General features: G+C 58.9%; 20 protein-coding genes. 8 read left to right on the top strand and 12 right to left on the bottom strand.

The window, feature by feature from the left end; genetic code table 11:
• Positions 1-446 (top strand): RNA polymerase sigma factor (locus tag PMW67_RS08685; RefSeq protein ID WP_430733100.1); only part of this gene is annotated, 446 nt, incomplete at its 5' end.
• A 120-nt stretch (positions 447-566) separates the two neighbouring features.
• On the opposite strand, the gene PMW67_RS08675 is transcribed toward PMW67_RS08685, so the two are convergent.
• Both PMW67_RS08675 and PMW67_RS08670 read right to left on the bottom strand, forming a co-directional pair.
• Positions 567-3,332 carry an ABC transporter permease gene (locus tag PMW67_RS08675; protein WP_271739500.1) on the bottom strand — a complete coding sequence of 922 codons (2,766 nt, stop codon included), beginning with the start codon at positions 3,330-3,332 and terminating at the stop codon, positions 567-569.
• A 5-nt stretch (positions 3,333-3,337) separates the two neighbouring features.
• Entirely contained in the window at positions 3,338-4,039 is a 702-nt protein-coding gene (locus tag PMW67_RS08670) for an ABC transporter ATP-binding protein (RefSeq protein ID WP_161162438.1), read from the bottom strand.
• Positions 4,040-4,310: 271 nt separating this feature from the next.
• On the opposite strand from PMW67_RS08670, the gene PMW67_RS08665 reads away from it, so the two are divergent.
• Positions 4,311-4,949, top strand: a complete 639-nt coding sequence (locus PMW67_RS08665; protein WP_271730258.1) for a GyrI-like domain-containing protein — start codon at positions 4,311-4,313, stop codon at positions 4,947-4,949.
• Between the two features lie 184 nt (positions 4,950-5,133).
• Positions 5,134-5,877 carry a chloride channel protein gene (locus PMW67_RS08660; RefSeq protein WP_271730259.1) on the top strand — a complete coding sequence of 248 codons (744 nt, stop codon included), beginning with the start codon at positions 5,134-5,136 and terminating at the stop codon, positions 5,875-5,877.
• Between the two features lie 206 nt (positions 5,878-6,083).
• Here the strand turns inward: PMW67_RS08660 and PMW67_RS08655 are convergent, their stop codons facing one another.
• The 3 genes from PMW67_RS08655 to PMW67_RS08645 all read right to left on the bottom strand — a co-directional run bounded on the left by PMW67_RS08655 (position 6,084) and on the right by PMW67_RS08645 (position 9,945).
• Positions 6,084-6,662, bottom strand: coding sequence for a methylated-DNA--[protein]-cysteine S-methyltransferase (locus PMW67_RS08655; RefSeq protein ID WP_271730260.1), 579 nt, complete (start codon positions 6,660-6,662; stop codon positions 6,084-6,086).
• A gap of 693 nt (positions 6,663-7,355) precedes the next feature.
• A complete protein-coding gene (locus tag PMW67_RS08650) occupies positions 7,356-8,381 on the bottom strand; it encodes an aspartate-semialdehyde dehydrogenase (RefSeq protein WP_271730261.1) in 1,026 nt (341 codons plus the stop codon).
• Between the two features lie 175 nt (positions 8,382-8,556).
• Positions 8,557-9,945, bottom strand: a complete 1,389-nt coding sequence (locus PMW67_RS08645; RefSeq protein ID WP_271730262.1) for an aspartate kinase — start codon at positions 9,943-9,945, stop codon at positions 8,557-8,559.
• A 103-nt stretch (positions 9,946-10,048) separates the two neighbouring features.
• On the opposite strand from PMW67_RS08645, the gene thrC reads away from it, so the two are divergent.
• Both thrC and thrB read left to right on the top strand, forming a co-directional pair.
• Positions 10,049-11,566, top strand: a complete 1,518-nt coding sequence (gene thrC, locus PMW67_RS08640) for a threonine synthase (RefSeq protein ID WP_271739499.1) — start codon at positions 10,049-10,051, stop codon at positions 11,564-11,566.
• Between the two features lie 201 nt (positions 11,567-11,767).
• Positions 11,768-12,649, top strand: coding sequence for a homoserine kinase (gene thrB / locus PMW67_RS08635; protein ID WP_117563865.1), 882 nt, complete (start codon positions 11,768-11,770; stop codon positions 12,647-12,649).
• Positions 12,650-12,890: 241 nt separating this feature from the next.
• On the opposite strand, the gene yihA is transcribed toward thrB, so the two are convergent.
• The 6 genes from yihA to pflB form a co-directional block, all read right to left on the bottom strand.
• Entirely contained in the window at positions 12,891-13,481 is a 591-nt protein-coding gene (gene yihA / locus PMW67_RS08630; RefSeq protein ID WP_055252447.1) for a ribosome biogenesis GTP-binding protein YihA/YsxC, read from the bottom strand.
• A gap of 42 nt (positions 13,482-13,523) precedes the next feature.
• Positions 13,524-14,261, bottom strand: coding sequence for a 5'-methylthioadenosine/S-adenosylhomocysteine nucleosidase (gene mtnN, locus PMW67_RS08625; RefSeq protein WP_271739497.1), 738 nt, complete (start codon positions 14,259-14,261; stop codon positions 13,524-13,526).
• Positions 14,262-14,387: 126 nt separating this feature from the next.
• A complete protein-coding gene (gene pflA, locus PMW67_RS08620; RefSeq protein WP_271739496.1) occupies positions 14,388-15,206 on the bottom strand; it encodes a pyruvate formate-lyase-activating protein in 819 nt (272 codons plus the stop codon).
• Positions 15,207-15,391: 185 nt separating this feature from the next.
• A complete protein-coding gene (locus tag PMW67_RS08615) occupies positions 15,392-16,246 on the bottom strand; it encodes a DegV family protein (protein WP_271739494.1) in 855 nt (284 codons plus the stop codon).
• A gap of 548 nt (positions 16,247-16,794) precedes the next feature.
• Positions 16,795-17,046 (bottom strand): autonomous glycyl radical cofactor GrcA3, encoded by a 252-nt coding sequence (grcA3, locus tag PMW67_RS08610; protein ID WP_117746636.1) that lies wholly within the window; start codon positions 17,044-17,046, stop codon positions 16,795-16,797.
• An 85-nt stretch (positions 17,047-17,131) separates the two neighbouring features.
• Positions 17,132-19,183: a formate C-acetyltransferase gene (gene pflB, locus PMW67_RS08605; protein WP_035137643.1), complete on the bottom strand. Its 2,052-nt coding sequence runs from the start codon at positions 19,181-19,183 to the stop codon at positions 17,132-17,134.
• A gap of 549 nt (positions 19,184-19,732) precedes the next feature.
• Here pflB and PMW67_RS08600 point away from each other — a divergent pair.
• Genes PMW67_RS08600 through PMW67_RS08590 form a run of 3 tightly spaced genes read left to right on the top strand, consistent with a single transcriptional unit; the run spans position 19,733 to position 24,401 of the window.
• A complete protein-coding gene (locus tag PMW67_RS08600) occupies positions 19,733-20,182 on the top strand; it encodes a MarR family winged helix-turn-helix transcriptional regulator (RefSeq protein ID WP_195361279.1) in 450 nt (149 codons plus the stop codon).
• Positions 20,179-22,545 (top strand): ABC transporter ATP-binding protein, encoded by a 2,367-nt coding sequence (locus PMW67_RS08595; RefSeq protein ID WP_271739493.1) that lies wholly within the window; start codon positions 20,179-20,181, stop codon positions 22,543-22,545. Before PMW67_RS08600 ends, PMW67_RS08595 begins: the two co-directional genes overlap by 4 nt.
• A complete protein-coding gene (locus tag PMW67_RS08590; RefSeq protein WP_117564714.1) occupies positions 22,545-24,401 on the top strand; it encodes an ABC transporter ATP-binding protein in 1,857 nt (618 codons plus the stop codon). The genes PMW67_RS08595 and PMW67_RS08590 overlap by 1 nt, the downstream gene beginning before the upstream one ends.
• 156 nt (positions 24,402-24,557) lie before the next feature.
• Here the strand turns inward: PMW67_RS08590 and PMW67_RS08585 are convergent.
• On the bottom strand, positions 24,558-25,031 hold a 474-nt coding region (locus PMW67_RS08585), incomplete at its 5' end, for a hypothetical protein (protein WP_271739491.1).

The raw sequence follows: 25,031 nt of genomic DNA, 5'->3' as shown, positions 1-25,031 counted from the left end.
AGCAAGAAGGCGGAGGGCTAGAGCAAGGCGGGGCCGAGGCCGCCTCGATCAATTTGCGAAAGAATCTTGACGGTACCGAAGCGTGTGACGCTCACAGGGAGCTGCACAGGCATAAGGCAAGGGAAGTCACCTTTTCCGATTTGCCCTTAGACGAAGCGCGGCAGCTTCATACCTTTGATGAATATTTCAAACGGGAAACCGCCGAAACCGTCTTTGAGAAAGCCGGGAAGAAAATCACGCCGAAGCTGCTTCTTGAAGCAATCCGTACTTTGCCGGAAGAAAAGCGCAAAGCCGTACTCCTGTACTATTTCGAGGGAATGAACGACACCGAGATTGCGAAGTTGTTCAATACATCGAGAAGCACGATACAGTACAGGCGGACAAGCTCTTTTGAGAAATTAAGAAAATATCTGGAGGAAAATGCTGATGAATGGGACGAATGGTAACGAACCCGGCTACCCGGAAAATGCCCTTGTTCCCTATCCTGTCATTGTGGCAGCGACAATGGTTGTCCGGCGTTTGCCCAGATAAAACCTGCCAAAATGAACCTGTCCCTTTTTGGCAGGTTACTCGGCGCTCTTGAGGGCGCCGACCATGTCGATCTTATTGAGGGTGCGATTGGTAGCGAGGTTGACGATAAACGTAAAGGCAAAGGCCAGCAGCACGGATAGCACGTAGCTCAGCGGCTCGACCTCAACGTCAAAGTACAGCGACGGCATCTGCAAAATGTAGGTAAAGCTCTCGGCCAGCAAGCCGCCCAGCGGTACGCCCAGTGCGGCTCCAATCGCCGTAAGAATCAACGTCTCCTTGTTGACGTAATGGTGCACCTCGCCACGGCGAAAGCCCAGTACCTTGATGGTCGCTAGCTCGCGTTCGCGCTCCGAAATATTCGTATTAGACAGCGTAAACACCACCACAAACGATAGGCACGCCGCCATAAAGGTCACAAGCACCACGACCGAATTGATAATCGTAAAGTTTGCCTCATAGTTTTCCCAATGCTCGGCGGTACTCGACAGCGTAATCCACCCATCGCTCTTAAGACGGTTGGTAAACGCAATCTGATCGGTCGACGAACCCTTAAGCAGCGCAAGGATGCCGTTAAGGCGTGCGCTTCGGCCAAACGCGCGCTCATAGGTGCCCTGCGTCATGTAAAGCGTGTTGCCCAGATAGTTGAGCGAAATGTCGCTGATTTTAACCTTGGCAACATTGAGCGACGAATCCTGGACGTGCGCCGTATCACCCGGTTTGATCCCCAGCACCAGCTGAGAGCTCTTGCTCAAATACACATCCCCGTCACGCAGGGTGAGCGGTTCTTTGGACTCATCCTCAAGGCGAACATAGTTGTCCAGATCGTTCGTGCGGTCATCGGGCACCACGATCAGCTGCACGGTCTCGCTCTTTCCGCCGAATGTAAAGGTGACGTTGTCGGTCATAATCGGCAGCGTCGAAGTCACGGTCACGTTGGAATCATTGGCCGCGCTGCGCCCATCGAGCGCCGCGCACGCCTGCGTAAAGTCATCGGGGTTGGCGACCGCCAGCAGGTCATAACGCGTGATATGTCCGTACTGCTTGGGCGAAAGCGCGACCGACGTGTCGCGAATGCCCATACCGCAGATCACAAGCGCGGTACAACCCGCGATGCCAAAGATGGTCATAAAGGCACGCTTTTTGTAGCGGAACAGGTTACGCGCTGCCACCTTATTCAAAAAGCCCATGCGGCGCCAGATAAAGCTGATACGCTCGAGCAAGATACGCGAGCCGGCGCGCGGGGCCTTGGGGCGCATGAGCGAGGCTGGGGTCTCGGCCATCTCGTGGCGGCAGGCGATAATCGTGGCGCCCACCACGCCCACGGCAAACAGCGCCACCGACACGATCGACGACACGATGTCGTACGAAAGCAGCATCTGGGGCAGTGAGTACATGTCGTCGAACACCGTAAACAAGAACAGCGGCAGGCCCACAAATCCGATGATGTTACCGAGTACGCCGCCAATCAGACACGCCCACAGCGAGTAGTCCACATATTTGGACAGGATACGCCCGCGTGAATAGCCGAGCGCCTTGTACAGGCCGATAAGCGTGCGCTCCTCCTCGACCATACGTGTGGCGGTGGTGAGGCTGATGAGCACGGCGACGATAAAGAAGATGAACGGGAACACCGTGGCGATGGCCTCAATTGACGAGCTATCGCTCTCGACGCTCGAGTAGCCTGCGATATTGCCGCGGTCTTGGATGTACCAGGTGCATTCTCCCAGGTCAGAGAGGTCGGCGCGGGCATCGGCAAACTGCTGGTCGGCGGCGGCACGGCGCTGGTCCAGGTCGGCTTGTGCCTGCGCACGCTCGTCGCTGCCCTCGGCCATACGGTCAATGATGCCCTGTTCAATCCCAAAGAGCATATTCGTCTGGCGCTCGGCCGCATCCAAGCTTGCCGGCGTGTCGACCGTCAGCTCCTGAGCGCGCGCCTTCTCACGCTCCTCGCGGATCTTCTCGATATTGCCCTTGACCTCATTGATCTTTGCCGTGTAGGCATTCGAATAGGAGTTGAGGCTCTTGGCTCCTTCAACGATCACGTGGACAGCGGAGTAGGAAGAAGATGTCGCGGCATCCTCGCTCACATAGAACTTATAGTCCGCCGCCGAAGCAGCGCGAAAGGCGTTGACCGTCGAGTCGGAGCTCACGTCGGTGGGATCGAGAACCTCGGCCGTAATGGTGTAATCGCCCGCGGCAAACTGGTCCTTGGCGCTTTGGTTCGACGAGCTCGCGTCATTGGCGGCAAAACTCACCGTATCGCCGATTTTCTTGCCCGAAGCCTTCAAGAACTTCGAAGTCACCGCGACCTCACCGGCGCTCTCGGGCAAATCGCCGCTCACCAGCACCGGTTGATCGATATTCTCCTTGGAAAGACTCTGCACGACCACGCGCTCGCGCGTTGTACCCACGGCGGTGTAGGCGGTCTCGGTGTAGATGCCCTCGGCCGTCTCGACGCCGTCGACCTCTTGAATGGCTGCAAGATCGTCGCGCGTAAGGCCATAGGTCGACTGCACGTTAATGTCATAGACATTCTGCTGGTCAAAGTAAGCATCGACCGAATCGCGCAGGTCCTCGCAACCCGCCTTAAGACCGCACATCACGCTCACGCCGAGCGCGGTGATCACGACGATAGACAAGAAGCGTTTGAGGCTGCCGCGAACCGTGCGGTAGATGCCACGGCGGAAAACCGTCGGCACCATGTCGTTTGAGCTTTGGGCGGTGCGATAGGTCGTAAAATCCTGCGCGCGCTCCGTGTTCTGCGCGTCGCGGCGTTGGCTGTTTTGGCGGTCCTGATCCATGGGCGCTACCACTCGATCGTCTCGATCGGCACGGGATTTTGCTGGACCGTCTCGCTCTCCACGCGGCCGTTCTTAAAGCGAATCAAGCGATCGGCCATGGGCGCCAGCGCGGAGTTGTGAGTGATAATGATGACCGTAATGCCCTGCTTGCGGCAGGTGTCCTGCAGCAACTGCAAAATCTGCTTGCCGGTTTTGTAGTCGAGTGCGCCCGTGGGCTCGTCGCACAGAAGCAGCTTGGGATTCTTGGCCAGTGCGCGGGCGATGGACACGCGCTGCTGCTCGCCGCCCGAAAGCTGTGCCGGAAAATTGCCCAGGCGCTCGCCCAGACCAACCTGGCGAAGCGTCTGTTCGGCATCGAGCGAATCGGGGCAGATCTGAGCTGCGAGCTCGACGTTTTCGAGCGCCGTCAGGTTGGGGACCAGATTGTAGAACTGGAAAACAAAGCCGACGTCGGCGCGGCGGTATTCCACGAGCTGCGCCTCGTTGGAGGAGCTCACGTCGCGCCCGTCCACCGTCACGGTGCCAGAGGTTACCGTATCCATGCCGCCCAGGATATTGAGCGCCGTGGTCTTCCCGGCACCCGAAGCACCCAGAATGATGGCGAGCTCGCCACGCTCGACCGTAAAGCTCGCGCCGTCGAGTGCATGAATGCGGGCATCGCCCTCGCCGTATGCTTTGATGACGTCTTTGAATTCGATATAGGCCATCGATCGGTTCCCATCTGGTCGGATAACTCTTTAGTATTACCCATTTCACACCGACCAAAAAGGGACAGGTTCATTTTGGCAGGTTTTATATGGGGAAACGGCAGTCATAGATGAGGAGCCGGGAAGGCAGAGAAATCATCGACGGGGTCAGGCCGACCGCCAAACACCACGCACGCATCTCAATCTGTCAGCCAAATTATTCGAACAGCTGTTCGTTTCTATGATATGATTCCGTTATCTAAGCAGGCCAATACGCAGAAAGGCGGCCAACATGGCGTTCGACTTTAAGAAGGAATGCAAGGAGCTCTACAAACCTGCAAGCAAGCCGAGTATCGTAACTGTCCCGCCTATGAGCTACGTTGCCGTTCGCGGAAAGGGCGACCCAAATACTGAAGGTGGCGAGTATCAAAACGCCCTGCCGCTGCTTTACGGCATCGCCTATACCGTCAAGATGTCGAAGAAAGGCTCAAGGAGTATCGAGGGCTATTTCGACTTTGTGGTACCGCCGCTCGAGGGTTTCTGGTGGCAAGACTCCCCGAGCGGCGACATCGATTATGTACGCAAGGACGATTTCAACTTTATCTCGTGCATCCGCCTGCCCGATTTCGTCAGCCGAGATGATTTTGACTGGGCAGTCGCGGAAGCCACGACCAAAAAGAAACTGGACTTTTCCGCCGTCGAGCTGCTTAAAGTTGACGAGGGTCTCTGCGTTCAATGCATGCATACCGGACCCTATGACAGCGAGCCGGCAACCGTAAACGCCATGCATGAATACACGGCCGAGCAGGGCTATGTCCCCGACTTCTCAGACACCCGTTTACACCACGAAATCTATCTCTCCGATCCACGCAAATGTGCACCGGAGAAACTTAAGACCGTGGTTCGTCATCCTATCAAGCGTGCTGAATAGCGTGGAACGCTGCCCCGCGCATCAGGTTTTAGGCCAGTCAACCAGCCACTCCAAGGTCATCCGGCAGTTTCCTTGACGCTGGCTACCGCATCTTATAATCTTGTATTACTAAAGCTGGAAAGCCTCTCAACGATGCGCAACTCCAGCTCTTTTTATATCAAGAGAGCAAGTGTCGGAAAGCAAAATGTCAGAAAGCAGCGCATCGAGCAGAATCAAACGCCTGCTCAACGCCTATAGCGGTCTCGTGCTCATGGGTGCTGCCGGAATCCCCGTCGGCATTATCGTTGGCGCCGTCTGTGCGCTCTTTGGACGCGTGCTTCTGGCGATCGGCACCATCCGCGACGAGCACATCGTACTGCTCCTTCCCTTCCTCGCCCTCATGGGCTTGGCCATCGTATTTGCCTACCGCACCTGGGGCAAAGGCACCGATCGGGGCATGAGCCTGGTATTCGACGTAGGCCACGGGCGCGAAGACGCCATCTCCCCGCGCCTGGTGCCGCTCGTTATGCTGAGCGCGTGGGGAACGCACCTCTTTGGCGGCAGTGCGGAACGCGAGGGCGTAGCGGTGCAGATCGGCGCCACCATCTCACATTGGATCGGCCGACGCCCGCCTTTCCGAGACCCCGGCAACACGTTTTTGCGTATTGGCATGGCTGCCGGCTTTGCCGGGCTCTTTCGAACGCCACTCGCCGCCACGGTCTTTGCTATCGAAGTACTGGTCGCAGGACGCATGGAATACCGCGCGCTGTTTCCCACGCTGGGATACGCCGCCGTCTTTGACAGCGCCACCAATACGCTGCTCGCACCCATCCTTATTGGCTGCGAAGTCTTCGGCATTGGCAACCTGCCGATGTTCTTTATTGTCTGCGTCGTGGCCTACCTGTTCAACATGGATAAGTCGATCTACGCCCTGCAAGAGCAAGCGTAGATAGATGTCCAAGCAGGTGGTCTCAACCGGAAACGGCGCCCCACTCTGAGGCTGTATTCCGGGAAACGGTTTCCGCTTGGGACGCCATTCGGAAAGCGCACCCCGCTTTAAAACGGAATTCCGGGACGTGGTTTCCGTCTGAGCCTCCATTCGGAAAGCGCGTCCCGTTCTTTCACAGCGTCTTGGCTATGCAAAGTGCTCGGGCACTATTCCTCGTACGCGCCCTCAAGCCGAAGCAGCCACTCCTTGCGATCAAGCCCGCCGGCATATCCGTTGAGCGAACCATCGGCGGCAACTACGCGATGGCATGGCACGATGATCGAAATGGGATTACGCGCAACCGCAGCCCCCACCGCACGAGGAGACACAACAGGGTCCTCATTCCCCGGAACCCGGTGGCGGGCGGCGACACGAAGCGCAATCTCGCCATACGTAGCGACCTCGCCACGCGGAATTGAAAGCAGCTCGTACCAAACTTCACGCTGAAACGCCGTGCCAATCATATGCAACGGCGGCGTAAACCGAGGCTCCTGCCCCGCAAAATAAGCATTCAGCCAAGCCCATGAACGCTCGAGCACCGAAGATGCCGCACCGTTTGCCGGACCTACCGACGACATGCCACCAGTGCCGGAAACCGCATCGGCGCCTGCGACACGTTCGGAGTCTTCCCGAAGCAGCGTAGAGCCAAAGTGCTCCTGCCCGTCGAACCAAAGCCCCGTCAAACCGCGGCCATCAGCGGCAAGCAAGATTTCGCCCAAAGGCGAAGCAAATGTCGTCGTGACCACCAGCGGCTCCTTTCAAAACTTCGCAAACATAATACCGCGAACTGTGCAGACAACCCCCGCAGATACACTCGGACAGACTCGATTGTCCAAGGGAGGGCGTTTTCCCTCTCAATATCGACCGATACCGAGTCAAAACGCCCAAAACGATGTCCGGCAAAAACGAAGGTGAATGGTTTTCCGGGAAGTGAACGAGTAAAACTAGAGCCCCGAAGCATTCGCATTTTTTGATTGCAAAACAGCAGGATTCATGCAATAAAACCGCAGGAAATGGCGACCAAAATATGCCGATGCTTCAAGGGTCCAAAATAGGTCATTCACTTCCCGGGAAACCATTCACCTTTGATTCGCACTAACCCCAAAGTCACCCCAGGCAGCAGGCGCAGCGCGCCGCGGCTCCCGGCCGCGCCCCAAAGTCCCCCAAGGCGGCAGGCGCAAAGCGCCGGGGCCGCCGCCGGGACTAGGGCCTGCAACGGCCACGTGCCCCCACATCAGCCCAGCGGCCCCAACCAACAACGACCCCATCGCAAGCCACTCGCAACAACGTCACCGCAGACGGGGGCCGGGCTTAGTTTTCAGAACACTCCGCAGACCAGTGTGGCGCCTTGTCCGCAGCTCCGAAGGAGCAGGGCAAGGCGCCGCACATGGTCGAGGACGTTTTGAAAGCTCAGCCCGGCCCCCGCCGGACAGGTCACACTACTCGCAGAGCAGCTTAGCGATCTGGACGGCGTTGGTTGCCGCGCCCTTACGGATTTGGTCGCCGCAGCACCAGAAGGTGATACCGCGCGCGGCCTCGGGGTTCGAGATGTCGCGACGCACGCGGCCGACCCAAATCAAGTCCTGGTCGGAGGTATCCATCGGCATGGGGAAGCGGTCGTGCGCATCCTCGGCAGCCATATCGTCGACCAGTTTGACGCCGGGAGCAGCAGCCAGCGCAGCACGGGCCTCCTCGACCGTAATATCGCGCTCAAACTCGAGCGTAATGCTCTCGGAGTGCGAACGCAGCACGGGCACGCGCACACAGGTGCAGTTCACGCGCAGCTCGGGCAGATGCATGATCTTACGGCCCTCGTTCTGCAGCTTCATCTCCTCGGAGGTAAAGCCTTCCTCCTTGACACCGCCGATCTGCGGAATCAGGTTGCTCGCCAGCTGGGCGGCAAACGCGCGCGGCTCGGGAATCTCCTCGCCGCGGCCCAGGGCGGCCAGCTGAGCCTCGAGCTCGGCCATACCGGGAGCGCCGGCACCCGAAGCCGCCTGATACGTCGAGACGATCATGCGCTTCACGCTGGCGAGCTGGTGCAGCGGCCACGTGGGAACCAGGCCGATAATGGTCGCGCAGTTGGGATTGGCGATAAGGCCGTGATGCCACTTGATATCGTCGGCATTGATCTCGGGCACGACCAGCGGCACCTCGGGATCCATGCGGAAGGCGTGGCTGTTGTCGACTACGACGGCGCCGCGCTTGACGGCCTCGGGCAGCAGCTCCTTTGCGATGTCGTCGCCGGCGGCGCCAAGCACAATATCGCAACCCTCAAAGGCCTCGGGGCAAGCCTCTTCAATCACGATCTGCTCGCCGCGGAACTCGACGGTCTTGCCCGCAGAACGCGCGCTCGCCAGCAGCTTGAGCTTGCCAACCGGGAACTCCTGCTCGTTGAGGCACTCGAGCATCTGGGTGCCCACGGCTCCCGTCGCGCCCAAAATAGCAACCGTGTACTGTTTCATGCTTCCCCCTTTAAAGGTTTTGGCTTTTGCCCGCACGACGAGCGGGCCGATTATTGTTGCCAGTGTATACAAGAACGGGGCGGACACAAAACCCGCCCCGTCGAGATGAAACCGAAACGAAACGCCCCGCCGTAGATTTATGAGACATGTCCCAAAAACATCACCGGGATGTCAACTATTTGTGGAGCGCGGCCAGGGCGGGATCGACCGGCGCGGAAGCCTCCAGGTCGGAGACCTTCACAATGCCGTTCTCGTCGGAGAAGGCACGGTAAATGGTCTGAATCGCCAGATCGAAGTCTTTCTCCTCCACGCCGATGATGATGTTGATCTCGTCGCAGCTCTGCGAAATCATACGCACGCTCACGCCGGCCTGGCCAAGCATGCCAAACAGATGGCCCGAGATACCCGCGCGGCCGCGCAGGTTGCGGCCAACGGTAGCGATAAGCGCCAAGCCCTCGACAACCTCGATCTCGAGTGGCTCGACCTCCTGCTGAATGTCGCCCACGAGCGAGTACAGCGAGTCGTGCACGTCCTGCTCCTGCACTACGGCGCCAAAGCGGTCCACACCAGTGGGCATGTGCTCGACGGAAACGTCATAGCGCTCGAAGACCGAAAGCGCACGGCGCATAAAGCCAACACGGGGCTTGGTGCGGTCGCGAGCCACGTTGATGGCGACAAAACCGCGCTTGCCGGTCACGCCGGTAATGATGGGCTCGGCCTCACCCTCGTCAGCCGTCTCGCTAATGATGGTGCCGGGGTCCTGCGGCGCATTGGTATTCTTGATGACCAGCGGAATACCCGCCTCACGCACGGGAAACACGGCCTCCTCGTGCAGGACGCTTGCGCCCATGTACGAAAGCTCGCGCAGCTCCTCGTAGGTAACGCGCGCAATGGGCTGAGCCTCGGGAACAATACGCGGATCGGCAGAATAGAAGCCCGAGACGTCGGTCCAGTTCTCGTACAGGTCGGCGCCCAGGCACTTGGCAAGGATCGAGCCCGAGATATCGCCGCCGCCACGGTCGAGCAGCTTGATCTGGCCCTCTCGCGTCGCGCCGTAGAAACCGGGCATAACAAAGCCGCCCTGCTGACCGTACTCCTGCACCAGCTCGGAGGTGCGGTTCATGCTGAGCGTACCGTCGTGATGGAACGCTACGACCGTCGCGGCGTCCAAGAACGGCAGGCCCAGGTACTCGGCCATCAGGCGGGCGGTAAAGTACTCGCCACGGCTTACAAGCTCCTCGGTGGAGTAGCCGCCCGAGCGGGCGCGCTCGGCAAAGGCTGCGAACTCCTCGCGGATGGGATAGGCGAGCTCCAGCTCGTCAGCGATATCAAAATAGCGCTGACCAATGTCCTCGAGCAGCTCCTCACACGACACGTGATACTTAACGTGCGCGTTAACCAGGTAGAGCAGGTCGGTCACCTTGGTGTCGCCCTTAAAGCGGCGACCGCAGGCGGAAACCACCACAAAACGGCGGGCAGGGTCGGCATCGACGATGGCCTTGATCTTCTTGAAGTGTTCGGCGTCGGCGACCGACGAGCCGCCAAACTTGGCAATTTTTATCATGGCGTGGAGGTTACCTTTCTAAAAGCCTCTGCAAACCTGTTTTGCGTGCTCTGATACCATGGGTTCACCGATTGGGACCAAGGCATCCGAGGAGCAGTGTTATATGGGAACTTATCATAGTACACGAGGACGCACTTTATCGTGCTCAAGTAAGGTGGCAATCCGTACCGGCATCGCTCCCGACGGGGGTTTGTTTGTCTCGGACGAGCTGGGCATCCAACAGGTCGATATCAGCTCGCTTGCAGATAAATCGTACTTTGAAATCGCTCAAGATGTGTTGGGAATGTTACTGAACGATTACACGGACGAAGAAATTTCGGCCTGTGTGAATGAGGCTTACCGCGGTACGTTTGCAAGCGATGAGGTCACGCCGCTCGTCAAACTCGACGTAGCGCCGGGCACCGACGCTCCTCAAACCTATGTGATGGAGCTCTTTGGCGGTCCCACGAGCGCCTTTAAGGACGTCGCTTTGCAGATGCTCCCCCGCCTCATGGCCCGCACCTCCGCCAAGGACGGCGGCGCCGAGCGCATCATGATCGTCACCGCCACGTCGGGCGACACGGGCAAGGCCGCGCTCGCCGGCTTTGCCGACGCTCCGGGCACGGGCATCACCGTCTTTTATCCCGAGGGCAAAGTCAGCCGCGTGCAGAATCTGCAGATGTCCACACAGGAGGGCGACAACGTCGCCGTCTGCGGCATCCGCGGCAACTTTGACGATGCCCAGAGCGCCGTCAAGCGCATCTTTGCCGATAAGGAGCTTGCCGAGCGCTTGGAGGCCACCGGCACCGTGCTTTCGAGCGCCAACTCCATCAATGTCGGCCGTCTGGTACCGCAGGTCGTCTACTACTTTGCCGCCTATGCGCAGCTGCTACGCACCGGCGCCATCGAGGCAGGCGACGCCGTGGAGTTCTGCGTGCCGACCGGCAACTTTGGTGATATCCTGGCCGGCTACTATGCCAAGCGCATGGGCCTGCCCGTCGCTAAGCTCATCGTTGCGAGCGACAAGAACAACGTGCTGGCCGACTTCCTGACCACCGGCGTCTACGACCGCAACCGTCCGTTCTTCACGACCATCTCGCCGTCGATGGACATCCTCATCAGCTCAAACCTGGAGCGTATGCTGTACTTCCTGTCCGATGGCGACTGCGAGCTCGTTGCCGGCCTTATGGAGCAACTGGCACAGACTGGTCGCTACGATGTTCCCGCCGACCTGCTGGCAAAGATTCAGAGCGTCTTTGGCTGCGGCTGGGCCAGCGAGGACGAGGTCCGCGCTGCCATCAAGAGCTGCTGGGATGCGAACGGTTACGTAATCGATCCGCACACCGCTTGCGGCTATCACGTCTTTGAAAAGGTCGCTCCCGCCGAGGGAGCCAAGGCCCGCGTGCTGCTTTCGACCGCCAGCCCCTACAAGTTCCCGCGCGCCTGCTGCGACGCCCTGGACCTCGACGTTCCCGAGGACGACTTTGAGGCTATGCGTGTGCTCGAGCAGGCCACCAACACGATCGCCCCGACCCAGCTCGCCGAGCTCGAGTCCAAGCCCGTCCGCTTCGAAGGCGTCTGCGACGTAGCCGACATGGCCAACTACGTAGAGCAGGCTGCGAAAAAGATGGCCACCAACTAAACCCCTTATAAGGCGCCGGCGAAAGCCGGCGCACCTTCTTTTATCAGATATCCACCGGGATGATGACGAGCTGACATGCGGGTCTGCCTGTTTAGTTCGTCGCGAGTTCCGCACGAGCCGGAAAGCACTTAATGTGCTTTCCGAGCGAGCCAGGACTGCCCGAGCAGCGAACTAAACAGGCAGACCGCCCAGGAGATTCCCATGATCAAGATCACCGTCCCAGCAACCAGCGCCAACCTAGGCATCGGCTACGACACCCTCGGCATGGCCGTCAGCCTCTACTCGCACTTTACCTTCGAGCGCGCCGATAAGCTCACCATCACGGGCTGCCCCGAGGAGTTCCAAAACGAGAACAACCTGGTCTACGTCAGCTTTGTCGATGCGCTGGCCGCATGGGGCGAACCGGCCTTCCCCGTCGCCATCGACATTCAGACTGACGTTCCCGTCGCCCGCGGCCTGGGCTCCAGCTCCACCTGCGTCGTCGCCGGCATTATGGCAGCCGCCGCGCTGACGGGCCACACCGTCGATCGCGCCGAGCTCGTCCGCATTGCCACCGAGGTCGAGGGCCATCCCGATAACGTCGCTCCCGCCATCCTGGGCGGCGCCGTCTGTTCCTTTACGCCGACCGATTCGCTGCCCCAGTGCCTGCGCTACGAGGTGAGCGATCGCTTGCGTTTTATTACCGTGATTCCGCCCTACGAGGTACACACGAGTGAGGCGCGCAAGGTCGTGCCGCAGGAGATTCCGCTCTCCACCGCCGTGTGGCAGATGGGCCGCATCGCCGGCATGACGCGCGGCTTGGAGACCGGCGACCTTGACCTGATTGCCGCCGCCAACGACGACCGCATCCAGGAGCCCTATCGCCGCCGCCTCATCCCCGACTACAACGCTGTGCGCGACACCTGCCTTAACGGGGGCGCCAAGACCATCTGGATTAGCGGTTCGGGCTCGACTCTCATGGCTGTGACCGATGACACCATCGTGGCGAAGTTCCTGCAGGTCAAACTGCGTGAGCAGTTCCCCAAGTGTGAGACGCATATTCTAACGTGCGACACCGAGGGCGCTCAAATCGAGTACCTGTAGACATCGCCGATCGGCCTGTCCGGGCCACCCAGGGGCATCCCCTTTAAAACGTCCTCGCACTTGAGGCCCGCTTATCCTGCTCCTTCGGAGCTGCGGATAAGCGGGCCTCGTGCTGCGGAATGTTTTTAAGGGGATGCCCCTGGGTGGCCCTATGGTAACGTGACTAGCGATGTCTACAGGGACCCACGCTTTGAAAGGGCGCCGGGCTGATAGTTTGGCTTTTTATTGATAGGGGCACTTACTAGAGGCAGGCCTCGGCGATGCGGCGCTTGAGTTCGTCGATGCCGGTGCCGGTCTGGGAGCTTGTGATGATCACGTTTTCGGCCGGAACGTTGAGCTGCTTTTTGATGGCTGCTGCCTGGCGGGCCTGCTGGGTGCGGCTGAGTTTGTCGGCCTTGGTGAGGCAGACGATAAAGTTGAACTCGTTGCCCTGCAGGTAGTCGATCATGTCATGGTCGAGCTTGCTCGGGTCATGGCGAATATCCACCAGTGACACAACCAGGTTAAAGCTGCGTTCGGAGTCGAAGAAGTCGCCGATGAGCTCGGCCCAACGGTCGCGCTCTGCCTTGGAACGACGGGCGAAACCGTAGCCCGGCAGGTCGACGAAGTGCACGTCGTCAGCCTCGAAGAAGTTGATGTTGCTCGTCTTGCCCGGCGTGCTCGAAACCTTAACCAGGTTCTTGCGGCCAAAGAGCTTGTTCATGATGGACGACTTGCCCACATTGGAGCGGCCCACAAAGCTCACCTCGGGACAGGTGGACTCGGGAATCTGCGAAACCTTGCCGTAGCTGGCAACAAACTTGGCAAGCTGGTAGTTAATGGAATCGGCCATGGATACTCCTTGGTCGTAGGTTCTTACAATAGAGATGCACGATTACGCAGCGGCGATGCGGCGAACGATATCGAGCGTCATGCCGCTCGCGGTGCGGGCGTACTCGTCCAAATCGAACTCTCGCTCGCAAAATGCGTCATATGCCTCGTCACAATTATCGCTGATAGCACGCAGCACCAGACAATCGACACCGTTCTTAGCTGCAATATGGGCAATTGCAGCACCTTCCATCTCAACGCAATCGGCATGCGTCGCCTCGATGGCGGCGGTGCGCATGGCGTCGCCCGTTACAAAGCGGTCGCCTGTAGCGATAGTGCCAACCAGGAACTGCTTGGGGTCCTTCTCCGCAGCCGCCGCATCCAACGATGCGTCCACAAACCCATGCTCGACAAGCACAGCAGTTGCAATATCAACCAGAGCCGGAGCTGAGACAAATTCTTCAAGTCCCGGCGCCGACTCGGCGATGAGCGCCGTGTCGGTATCGAGATAGTGCAGGCACTTGCCTATAACCACGTCGTTAATATGGAGCTTGGGGTTCAGACCACCCGCAATGCCCGAAAACACAACGGCCTGCGGAGCATATTTGCTGATGAGATGCTGCGTTGCGGCGGCAGCGTTCACGGTACCCATGCCAGCGGTCGTGGCGACCACAGACAAACCGTCAAGCTCGCCGCTTACAACGGTCAAGCCCGCCTCTTGCGACACACGAGCGCCGTTCAGTTCTTCTTTAATCTGCGCAACCTCTTTTTCGAGCGCACCGATAATCGCGATGGTAGACATACCATCCCCCAAACCTGTGAAAACTGCTTATCCACGGTATGGTACCAGCATTTTGGCTCAACCGCGTCAGCACCAAGCCGTTAGGCCAGTACAGCTCAGGAATCATAAAGGGGCTAATATGGCACGCTAGCCGATGGCGTTTTTGAGCTCCGCGCGGCGCTTTTTCATGCCCGTCATGACGGCGTTGCGCAGCTCGGGCATGCGCGCGGCATCCATCTGGGGCACGCCCTCAAGCTTATAGGGAATCCCCAGCTGCTCATATTTGACGATACCCATGGTGTGATACGGCAGCATCTCCAAGCCGACCACGTTATGCCACGGGGCAATCAGACGACCGAGCGCCTCGCATTCCTCCACCGTGTCGGTAATGCCCGGCACCACCACGTGCCGGATAACGACCTTAATCTTGCGACGCGCAAGCTCATCACCAAACGCCAGAATGCGTGCGGGATCGCAACCGGTCAGCTTTTTATGCTCGACGGGATCGGCATGTTTAATGTCGAGCAGCACCATATCGGTCTCGTTGAGTACGGAATCAAACTTCTCGGGATGCGCGGGATCGAACGCATAGCCGCAGCTATCCAAGCAGGTATGCACGCGACCATCGGGGTTATTGTGCATGGCGCGGAACAGGTCGGCTAAAAACGCGGGCTGCAGGAGCGGCTCACCGCCGGACACCGTAATACCACCGCTGCGGTAAAACTCATGGTTGCTCTGGAACTCATCCATCAGGTGCTCGACGGTCACCATGGTGCCGCCGCTAACCGACCAGGTATCGGGGTTGTGGCAATACGCACAGCGCATGGGGCAGCCTTGGACAAACACTACGAAGCGGATGCCGGGACCGTCGACCGTACCCATCGTTTCAATCGAATGTACGCGGCCCAGGGCAAATGCAGAGTCCTCGGGACGAGCGTCCACACCCTCGAGCGTCATCTCAGCCATTCCCGCTACCTTGCCTCTCATTGGTTTTAACTACTTAATGCCAGACTCATTCTAGCCCATACGCATGATGACGAAACGGTTTAGCGGTCAATTGGGTTGTTCTATTTGGCCCCACGTAAGAGCGGCGGGATGGTTGTCGCCACCCGCCCGCCACCGAGGCAATAGAAATCGATAGAGGCCAGGCCTTACGCTTTAAGCGTAAGCACCGCACCGAAGGCGGTCGGGCCGCAATGACTCGAAATGACGCCGCCGACCTGAGTCCAGGTAACGTCCTTAAAGCCCAGATCGTGCGCATAGACTTCCATGTCGTCGCGCAGCTCCTCGGAAAGGCCCACCGAATACGCCAGGCCAATGTGCGAGTAGTCAATCTCGCCCTTCGCAACCATGTGGTCAATAAAGGCACGAGCGCATTTGAGCATAGAGCCGCGGAACTTCTTGGTTGCCACGAACTTGCCATCTCTCACCTCAATGCAGGGCTTAAGCTTGAGCAGATGGGCGCCTAGGAACGCGACGTTGGACAAGCGACCGCCTGCCTTAAGGAAGGCAAGGTCGGTAGGAACAAAGCCCAACAGCACGCGGTCCATCACTGAATTGGTGAAGTCGAAAATTTCGTCAACGGTGGCATCGGGGTGAGCCTCGATGTATTTGGCGGTCTCGACGACAACGAGTGACTGGCCTACCGAGACAAAGCGCGTGTCCATGGAGTAGACGTAATCGCGACCCTTGGCGGCGATCTTCGAGGACTGATGCGAACAGGTCGTGGCCTCGGAATATGCAAGATGCAAAATGATCGCGTCGGGCTGCTCAGCATGAATGCGGTCATACACGCGAGAAAAATCTGCTGGCGCACAGCCGCTGGTCTTGGGCATCACGCCAAACTCGTTGCAGCGCGAATAAATCTCGAGCGGATCGATCGAACCGTCCTCGACGGTCTCGTCACTAATCGTGATATGCATGGGCACGCGCACGATGCCGTAGCGCTCGCAGAGCTCCGGCGTCACATCCGACCCAGACTCAACCACGATTACGTACTTGCCCATTCTTATCACGACCCATCTCGACGTTGGCATTTTAATAATGGCGCACGTCCGCCATCCTGCTGCAAAACTGCCCTCAAGCGCCAAAGAGACGCCGCCCCTTGTGTACAACAAAGGACAGCGTCTCCCTGGAAAACTCCGTGCTTACCTGAGATTCTACACGGTTTATATATAAGTGTTACTTACTCCGCAAACGGTCGCTATACGAGATAAACGGTAGCAAACAAGTATCCGGAACGCTCAACCCACTAGGAGAGTTCCGCCTAAAGGGTGACTACACAGGACCCAGCCGGGGCTGATTGGGCTACCTCCCAAAACATTCCGCAGGACGTAAGAAGCCCTCGCCGCACGAAGTGCACAGCGAGGGCTTCTTGCATGTCCGAGGACACCAATTGAATGAGGCGTGGTTCCCTAAAGGGCGAGAACGAAGGAAACCCGGTAAGGCCGGGAGCACTTTGCCTCGCAAACATTCCGCAGCCGCATAGCGGCGAGGACGTTTGAGAGGCAAAGTGCGTGGGCCTTACCGGGTCTCCGGTGGGAGTTGAGTCCCTTTAGAACTTGTTGTGGAAGGTACGCGCAATGACCTCGTCCTGCTGCTCCTTGGTGAGCGTGTGGAAGTTCACGGCATAGCCGGAAACGCGGATGGTCAGCTGCGGGTACTTCTCGGGGTGAGCCTGAGCGTCGAGCAACGTCTCACGGTTGAAGACGTTGATGTTCAGGTGGTGGCCACCCTTCTCGGCGTAAGCGTCGAGCATGTGGACCAGGTTATCGGCCTGAGTCTCAGAAACTTCAGAAACCTTCATAATGTGTCTCCTTCGATCGATAGGCGCCGGCCGAGACCGGCGCGCTAATCAGTAATCGTTATTGTTAGTATAGCACTAACAATAGTTACTCGCCCAGCTGATCAAGGTCGATATCGCCAAAGAACACCTGGTCCTCCTTGCCGAGCGCACTCGGGATGATGGAGAAGGTGTTGGAGATGCCGTCCTGAGCATCGCGGAACGGGAGCTTGGAAACCGAAGACAGCGAAGCGATGGCGCCGTGGCTATCGCGCTTGTGCATGGGGTTAGCACCCGGGGCGAACGGCTGGCCAGCCTTGCGGCCGTCGGGCGTGGAGCCGGTCTTCTTACCGTACACGACGTTGGAGGTAATGGTCAGAACCGAGGTCGTGGGCACGGAGTTGCGATAGGTGTCGTTCATGCGGATGTACTCCATGAACTGGTGCACAACGTCGTGAGCGATCTGGTCGACGCGGTCGTCGTCGTTACCGTACTTGGGGAACTCGCCCTCGGTCTCGAAGTCGACGATGATGCCGTTCTCGTCACGGACGGGATGGACCTTGGCGTACTTGATGGCGGACAGGGAGTCAGCCACGACGGAAAGGCCAGCAATGCCCGTAGCGAACCAGCGGTGCACGTGCTTGTCGTGCAGAGCCATCTGGATGCGCTCGTAGCAATACTTGTCGTGCATGTAGTGAATGATGTTCAGCGAGTTGACGTACACGCCAGCGAGCCACTTCATCATGTCGTTGTACTTGGCCACAACGTCGTCGTAATCGAGCGTATCGCCCTCGACGGCGCGATACTTGGGGCCGACCTGCTTCTTGGAGACCTCGTCAACACCGCCGTTGAGTGCGTACAGCAGGCACTTGGCCAGGTTGGCGCGAGCGCCGAAGAACTGCATCTCCTTGCCGATGCGCATGGAGGACACGCAGCAGGCGATGCCGTAGTCGTCGCCATGATAGACGCGCATGAGGTCGTCGTTCTCGTACTGGATCGAGGAGCTGGCGACAGAAGTCTTGGCGCAGAACTTCTTGAAGTTCTCGGGCAGACGGGTCGACCACAGAACGGTCATGTTGGGCTCGGGGCTGGTGCCCATGTTCTCGAGCGTGTGCAGGTAGCGGTAGCTCATCTTGGTAACGAGCGTACGGCCGTCGACACCCATGCCGCCGATGGACTCGGTGACCCACTGCGGGTCGCCGGTGAACAGGGCCTGGTACTCGGGGGTACGGGCAAACTTGACCATGCGGAGCTTCATGATGAAGTGATCCACGAACTCCTGGATCTGCTCCTCGGTGAAGGTACCGTTGGCAAGGTCGCGCTCAGCGTAGATGTCGATGAACGTAGAGGTACGGCCGATGGACATAGCGGCACCGTTCTGCTCCTTGACGGCAGCAAGGTAGGCGAAGTACATCCACTGGATGGCCTCCTGCGTGTTGGTAGCAGGGTTGGAAATATCGAAACCATAGGTCTCGGCCATCATCTTGAGCTCGCCGAGGGCGCGGATCTGCTCCTGCAGCTCCTCACGATCGCGGATGTTGTCGGCGGTCATGACCGTCGGGGTGGAAGCCTTCTGGGCCTCCTTGTCCTTGATCAGGTAGTCGACACCGTACAGGGCGACACGACGGTAGTCGCCGATGATGCGGCCGCGGCCATAGCCATCGGGCAGACCGGTGATGATGTGAGCCGAGCGGCAAGCACGCATCTCGGGGGTGTAAACATCGAAGACGCCGGCGTTGTGGGTCTTGCGCTCGAAGGTGTAGCGCTCGACAACGTTCTCGTCGACCTTATAGCCGTGCTGGCTGGCGGCCTGGCAAGCGATGCGGATACCGCCGTTGACGTGCAGAGCGCGCTTGAGCGGCTTGTCGGTCTGGAGGCCGACGATGGTCTCCTTCTCGCGGTGGGCGTTATCGATGTAGCCAGCGGGGTGGCTCACGATACCCGTGACGGTCTTGGTGTCCATATCGAGGACACCACCCTGCTCGCGCTCCTTAAGCAGCAGGTCGAGAACCTCGCCCCACAGCTCCTTGGTACGCTCGGTCGGACCTACGAGGAACGACTCGTCGCCCTCGTAAGGGGTGTAGTTCTTCTGGATGAAGTCTCGGACGTCAACCTCTCCCGTCCAAATGCCTTCCTTGAAGCCTTCCCATGCCTCCTGCATTGTGTAACCACGCTCCTAGTTACGTGTAATGCGGCGCTCTCTCACACCGCTGCTTATTGAATTCTTGAATTTTCGGCTTGCACTACCGGCTTCTTCCGTTCTTCACCACATGCTGGTGCAGGGAAAAACGTTTGTCCACCTTGGAACTGCAACCCAAAACCCAAGATTTCACCCGTTTGAGAAGGATAACATAGCGACCCTCTCCATCTGGGCTGTTATATGTTTCTTTTTTTATATCATAAGGGCGTTTTTTACAAACCCGCAGGAAATGCGAGCGTGAACAACTACCGTTCACCGATTTGTTTAGTTTTTTCCTTGCCTTTGTACGACGTTCACTCTAGCTGTTATGCCAGCTTTAGCAGGGTAAAGTGCCTCTGAGTGGGCTTTAGGACGTGCTCAGAGATCTACCCCTAACTTTGCTGATACCGACGGTGTACGGAGGTCGCCTAAAAGTTGTTTTCTAGGCATGTCCCAAAATCTACCGTATAGGGTGCGCGTGCGGGGGTATCATCTTTCACCGAAAATAGTTTCTAGTGTTAGGGGTTTTCGGTGGAAGATACCGATTTCCGTGAACTTGGGCGTCAGCTCCTTACCGAGTTCGGCAGCATGCATCAGCGCATTTCGCGTTTTGCGGACAAAGCCCTCGGCGGCGAGATGGCCGTCATGCGCGCCCTCATACTCGCCGGCGGTTCGCTCACGCCGAGCGAACTCGCTGATCGCGCCTGGGTCTCGAGCGCCCGTATCGCCAATATCCTACGCGCCCTCGAGGCCAAGGGCTGGGTCGAGCGCGAGCACTCAAAGACCGACCGTCGTCGCGTACACGTCACGGTGACCGACAAAGGATTCCAGGATCTAGAAATCAAACGTCGGGAATTCGAGAACCGCACCGCGGCTTTCCTCGAGCAGCTCGGCGAAACAGATACCCAAGAGATGGTGCGCCTTCTAAGACGTGCCAACGAAATTATCGACCGCAATCAAGAAAGGAGAGATGCCGAGTGAGGATTCTCAAGCTCTTTAAAAAGCATATCCTGGCACTATTCGCAGCTATCGTACTTATCGTAATCAGCTGCAACGCCGATCTGGCACTGCCTACCTATATGAGCGACATCGTCGACGTGGGCGTGCAGCAAGGCGGCATCGCCTCGCCCGTGCCCGACACCATTCGCGCCGAATCGCTCGACGACCTCGAACTCTTTATGAGCGCCAAGGACGCCAAGGCTGTGGAGAGTGCATTTGGCAAGGCGGACAAGAACGGCATTCGAACGTACAAGGGCTCCGAGGAAGAGCGTGCCGATGGAGGCAAGATTGCCGACATTATGAGCCTGCCCGAGACCGTCGTTCTTTCGCTCGACCAGGGCATCGACGCCGACTCCATGGGCGACATGATGGGCTCGTCCAGCGAGAAAGACGACAACGCCGCCCAGGCCATGCCCACCCCCGAGCAAATGGCAGCGATGACGCCCGAGCAGCTCGCCGAGATGCAGCAGAAGGTCGCAGCGGCGCAGAACATGCAAAAGCAAATCGACGCCGACGGCGGTAAGATCACCATGAAGAGCCTGCGCCTAGGCGTTGAAGGCGACCTAATCGACCAGGACAAGCTCGTCGAGGGCGCCAACGAAATGGCAGACAAAATGGGCTCCATGTCGGGCTCCATCGTGACCCAACGCGCCGTGAGTTATGTGCAAGACGAGTACAAGGCGCAGGGTATCGACCCCGCCGACGTGCAGAACGCCTACCTGGGCCGCATGGCGACCACGATGTTTGGTCTGTGTCTGGTGTCGCTGGTCGCCACCATCCTGACCGGCGCCGTGGCTTCGCGCACCGCCTGCTCCATCGCCCGCGACCTGCGCCGCGAGACCTTCAACAAGGTTATGCACTTCTCACCGGCCGAGGTGAGCAAATTTAGCCAGGCCTCGCTCATTACCCGCTGCACCAACGACATTCAGCAGATCCAGATGGCCGCAACCCTGTTTATCCGCATGTGTCTGATGGCCCCCGTCATGGGCATCGTCGCCGTCACGCGCGTCCTGGCCAACCATACCGGCCTGGAGTGGACCATCGCCGTGGCCATCATCGCGGTCTCGGCCGTCGTCGGCGTGCTTATGGGTCTCACCATGCCCAAGTTCAAAAAGATGCAGAGCTTTGTGGACCGGGTGAACCTTACCGCCCGCGAGCTGCTCGACGGTCTTATGCCCATCCGCTCGTTCAACCGCGAGGAACATGAGCTCGAGCGTTTTGACAAGGCTTCGCTCGATCTGATGACCACGCAGCTCTACACCAACCGCGCCATGAGCTTTATGATGCCGCTCATGATGCTCGTCATGAACTGCATCACCGTGCTCATCGTCTGGTTTGGCGCGCAGGGCGTGTCCGACGGCGTGATGCAGGTCGGCAACATGATGGCGTTTATCTCCTACACCATGCAAATCGTCATGGCGTTTATGATCCTCACCATGGTTTCGGTCATCCTGCCCCGCGCCGAGGTCGCGGTCGAGCGCGTGGAAGAGGTCATCACTTGCCCCACGAGCATCAACGACCCTGCCTCGCCCAAACTGCCTGCTGCCAGCGCGCCGCGCGGTGAGCTCACCTTCCGTGACGTGAGCTTCCAGTATCCCGCTGCCCGCGCCGACGTCATCAGCGGCGTGAACTTCACCACGCACGCCGGTCAGATGCTCGGCATCATTGGCTCCACGGGCTCGGGCAAGTCCACGCTCGTGCAGCTGATTCCGCGCCTGTACGACGTCACGGGTGGCAGCATTTCGCTCGATGGTATCGACGTGCGTGACATGACCCTTTCCGAGCTGCGCCGCCGCATTGGTTACATCCCGCAGCAGGGTCGCCTGTTCTCGGGCACCGTCGAGAGCAACCTTAAATTTGCCGGCGACATGGTGAGCGATGATGACATGCACCGGGCGGCACGCATCGCCCAAGCCGAGGACTTTATCGCCGAGCGCGAGGGCGGCTACGACTCCCCCATCAGCCAGGGCGGCTCCAATGTCTCGGGCGGTCAGCGCCAGCGTCTGGCCATCGCCCGCGCGTTGGCCAAAAAGCCCGAGGTCGTGGTGTTCGATGACTCGTTTAGCGCACTCGACTACAAGACCGACGCTCGCCTGCGCGAGGAGCTGGCCAAAAACGTTACCGACGCCGCACTCGTGGTCGTGGCCCAGCGCATCGCGACCATCATGCACGCCGACCAGATCATCGTGCTCGACGACGGCCACGTGGTGGGCACCGGTACGCACGAGGAGCTGCTGCACAGCTGCCCGGCGTACCTGGAGATCGCACAGTCACAGCTTTCCGCCGAGGAGCTGGGGCTTACCCAAGAAGAGATTGAAGCCGTTATGGAAGGAGGCGAGCGCTAATGGCAGACGAAACCAAGACTCAGATTCCCAAGCCCACCCGCCAGCGTGGACCCATGGGCCGCATGGGCGGCATGCGTCGCGGCGAAAAGGCCAAGGACTTTAAGGGCACCATGAGGCAGCTGCTCGGCTATATCGGCCAGCACAAGATTGCCGTGTTTGCCGCCGTCGCCTTTGCCGTGTGCTCGGTCGTCTTTAATATCGTGGGACCCAAGGTACTCGGCCAGGTCACCACCAAGCTATTCGAGGGTCTGGTTGCCAAGGTCAACGGCACCGGCGACGTTGACTTTGACTGGATCGCCAAGACGCTCGGCTTTTTGCTCTGCCTGTATCTGGCGAGCTCTGTTTGCAGCCTGATCCAAGGCTGGCTCATGACCGGCGTCACGCAAAAGATCTGCTATCGCATGCGCAAGGAGATCGCCGCCAAGATCGCCGTCGTTCCGATGAGCTACTTTAACGGACACAGCAAGGGCGACGTGCTCAGCCGCATCACTAACGACGTCGATACGCTGGGCCAGTCGCTCAACCAGAGCGTGACGCAGCTCATCACGTCGGTGACGCAGATTATCGGCGTCCTCGTCATGATGCTGTCGATCAGCCTGCCGCTCACCGGCGTCACCGTGCTCACGCTGCCGGCCGCCGCGATAATCCTGGTCGTGATGATTCACTTCTCGCAGCCGTACTTCCGCGAGCAACAGCAGGTTCTGGGCGCCGTCAACGGCATTATCGAGGAGGACTTTGCCGGCCAGAACGTCATTCAGGTGTTCGACCGCGCCGAGGCCTCGATCGAGGAGTTCGACCGTCAAAACGACCGACTCTTTATTAGCGGCTGGCGTTCGCAGTTCCTGTCGGGCCTGATGATGCCGCTTATGAGCCTGGTGGGCAACATGGGCTATGTGGGCGTCGTCGTGGTGGGCGCACAGCTCGCGTTGACCGGCAATGCCACGCCCGGCGACATCCAGAGCTTTATCCAGTACGTTCGCAACTTTACGCAACCCGTACAGCAACTGGGCAACGTGAGCAATACGATGCAGTCGATGGCCGCTGCCACCGAGCGCGTCTTTGAGTTCCTGGCCGCGCCCGAGGAGGAGCAAAAGGCCGACGCGCAGATTCCCGAAAAGCGCCCCGGCCACGTGGAGTTCGACCATGTCAAGTTTGGCTACACGCCCGACAAGACCATCATCCACGACTTTAGCTGCGAGGCGCAGCCCGGCCAAACCATTGCCATCGTCGGCCCCACCGGCGCCGGCAAGACCACGCTCATTAAGCTGCTGCAGCGCTTTTACGACGTGGACGGCGGTTCGCTGCGCGTCGAAGGCGTCGACGTGCGCGACTGGGACCGCGCGGCGCTGCGCGGCGAGTTTGCCATGGTGCTGCAGGACACCTGGCTGTTTAACGGCACCATCCGCGAGAACATCCGCTACGGACGCCCCGATGCGACCGACGCCGAGGTCGAGGCCGCCGCACGCGCCGCACGCTGCGACCACTTTATCCATACGCTCGCCGGTGGCTACGACTTTATGATCAACGAGGAGGGCACTAACCTGTCGCAGGGTCAGCGCCAGCTCGTGACCATCGCCCGTGCCATTTTGGCCGACCGCCCGGCGCTGATTCTAGACGAGGCGACTTCCAACGTGGACACCCGCACCGAGGAGCTCATTCAGCGCGCCATGGATGCGCTGATGCAAGGCCGTACAAGCTTTGTCATCGCGCACCGCCTGTCCACGATCCGTAACGCCGACGTGATCTTGGTGATCCGCGACGGCGACATCGTCGAGAAGGGCACACACGACGAACTGCTCGCCCAGGGCGGCTTCTACGCCGACCTGTACAACTCGCAGTTCGACGAAGCGGCGTAAATTCTGCCGCAGGGAACGAATAACGCCCTAGAACGGGGACGCAGGACAATCTGCGTCCCCGTTTTTGTTTTGCAGCCCTCGAACCGCCTCCCCTGGGACCTGATTGACGCCCTCCCTCAAAGCCCCGTGGACAAAAAATGGCAAATATGAGTACTGTTACTTTTTTAGTAACATCCAAAACGACCCAAAACACCGCTCTTGTAGCTTGTATGCACCTCCACATTGCTCAATCAGCTCTGTATCAGGCTTATATGTACTAGCGTTAATGAACATATTTACTTTATGTCCATTATTTTGTGGGAGCAATATGGCACTACAGCAGCAACAGTACTCATATTTGGCATTTTTTGCCCACAGGGCTTGGAGAACGCCCAACAATCTGGCAATACCAGCAAGCAAACCGCGTCCGCTGGCGCAAGGAGTTTCCCCAAGTGCCAGCACATAAGGAACGTCCCCAACTGCCAGGTTTGAAAGGTAGTCATTGGGTGTTCCTATAGTTTTGTCAACCTTCGACGCTACTCCCGGTAGGGCACCCGGTCGCGCATCACGGCGTATATCGCCCTGAGCCGCTTCCTCGCGACGGCCTTGAGCGCCCGCCCGTGCCCCATGCCCCGCGCCCTGCAGGCCCGG

Source organism: Collinsella aerofaciens (genome assembly GCF_028209395.1).
GTDB classification, from domain to species: domain Bacteria; phylum Actinomycetota; class Coriobacteriia; order Coriobacteriales; family Coriobacteriaceae; genus Collinsella; species Collinsella aerofaciens_AZ.
The sequence above is the reverse complement of the archived record's forward strand: the minus strand, read 5'-3'. Positions and strand labels throughout refer to the sequence as shown.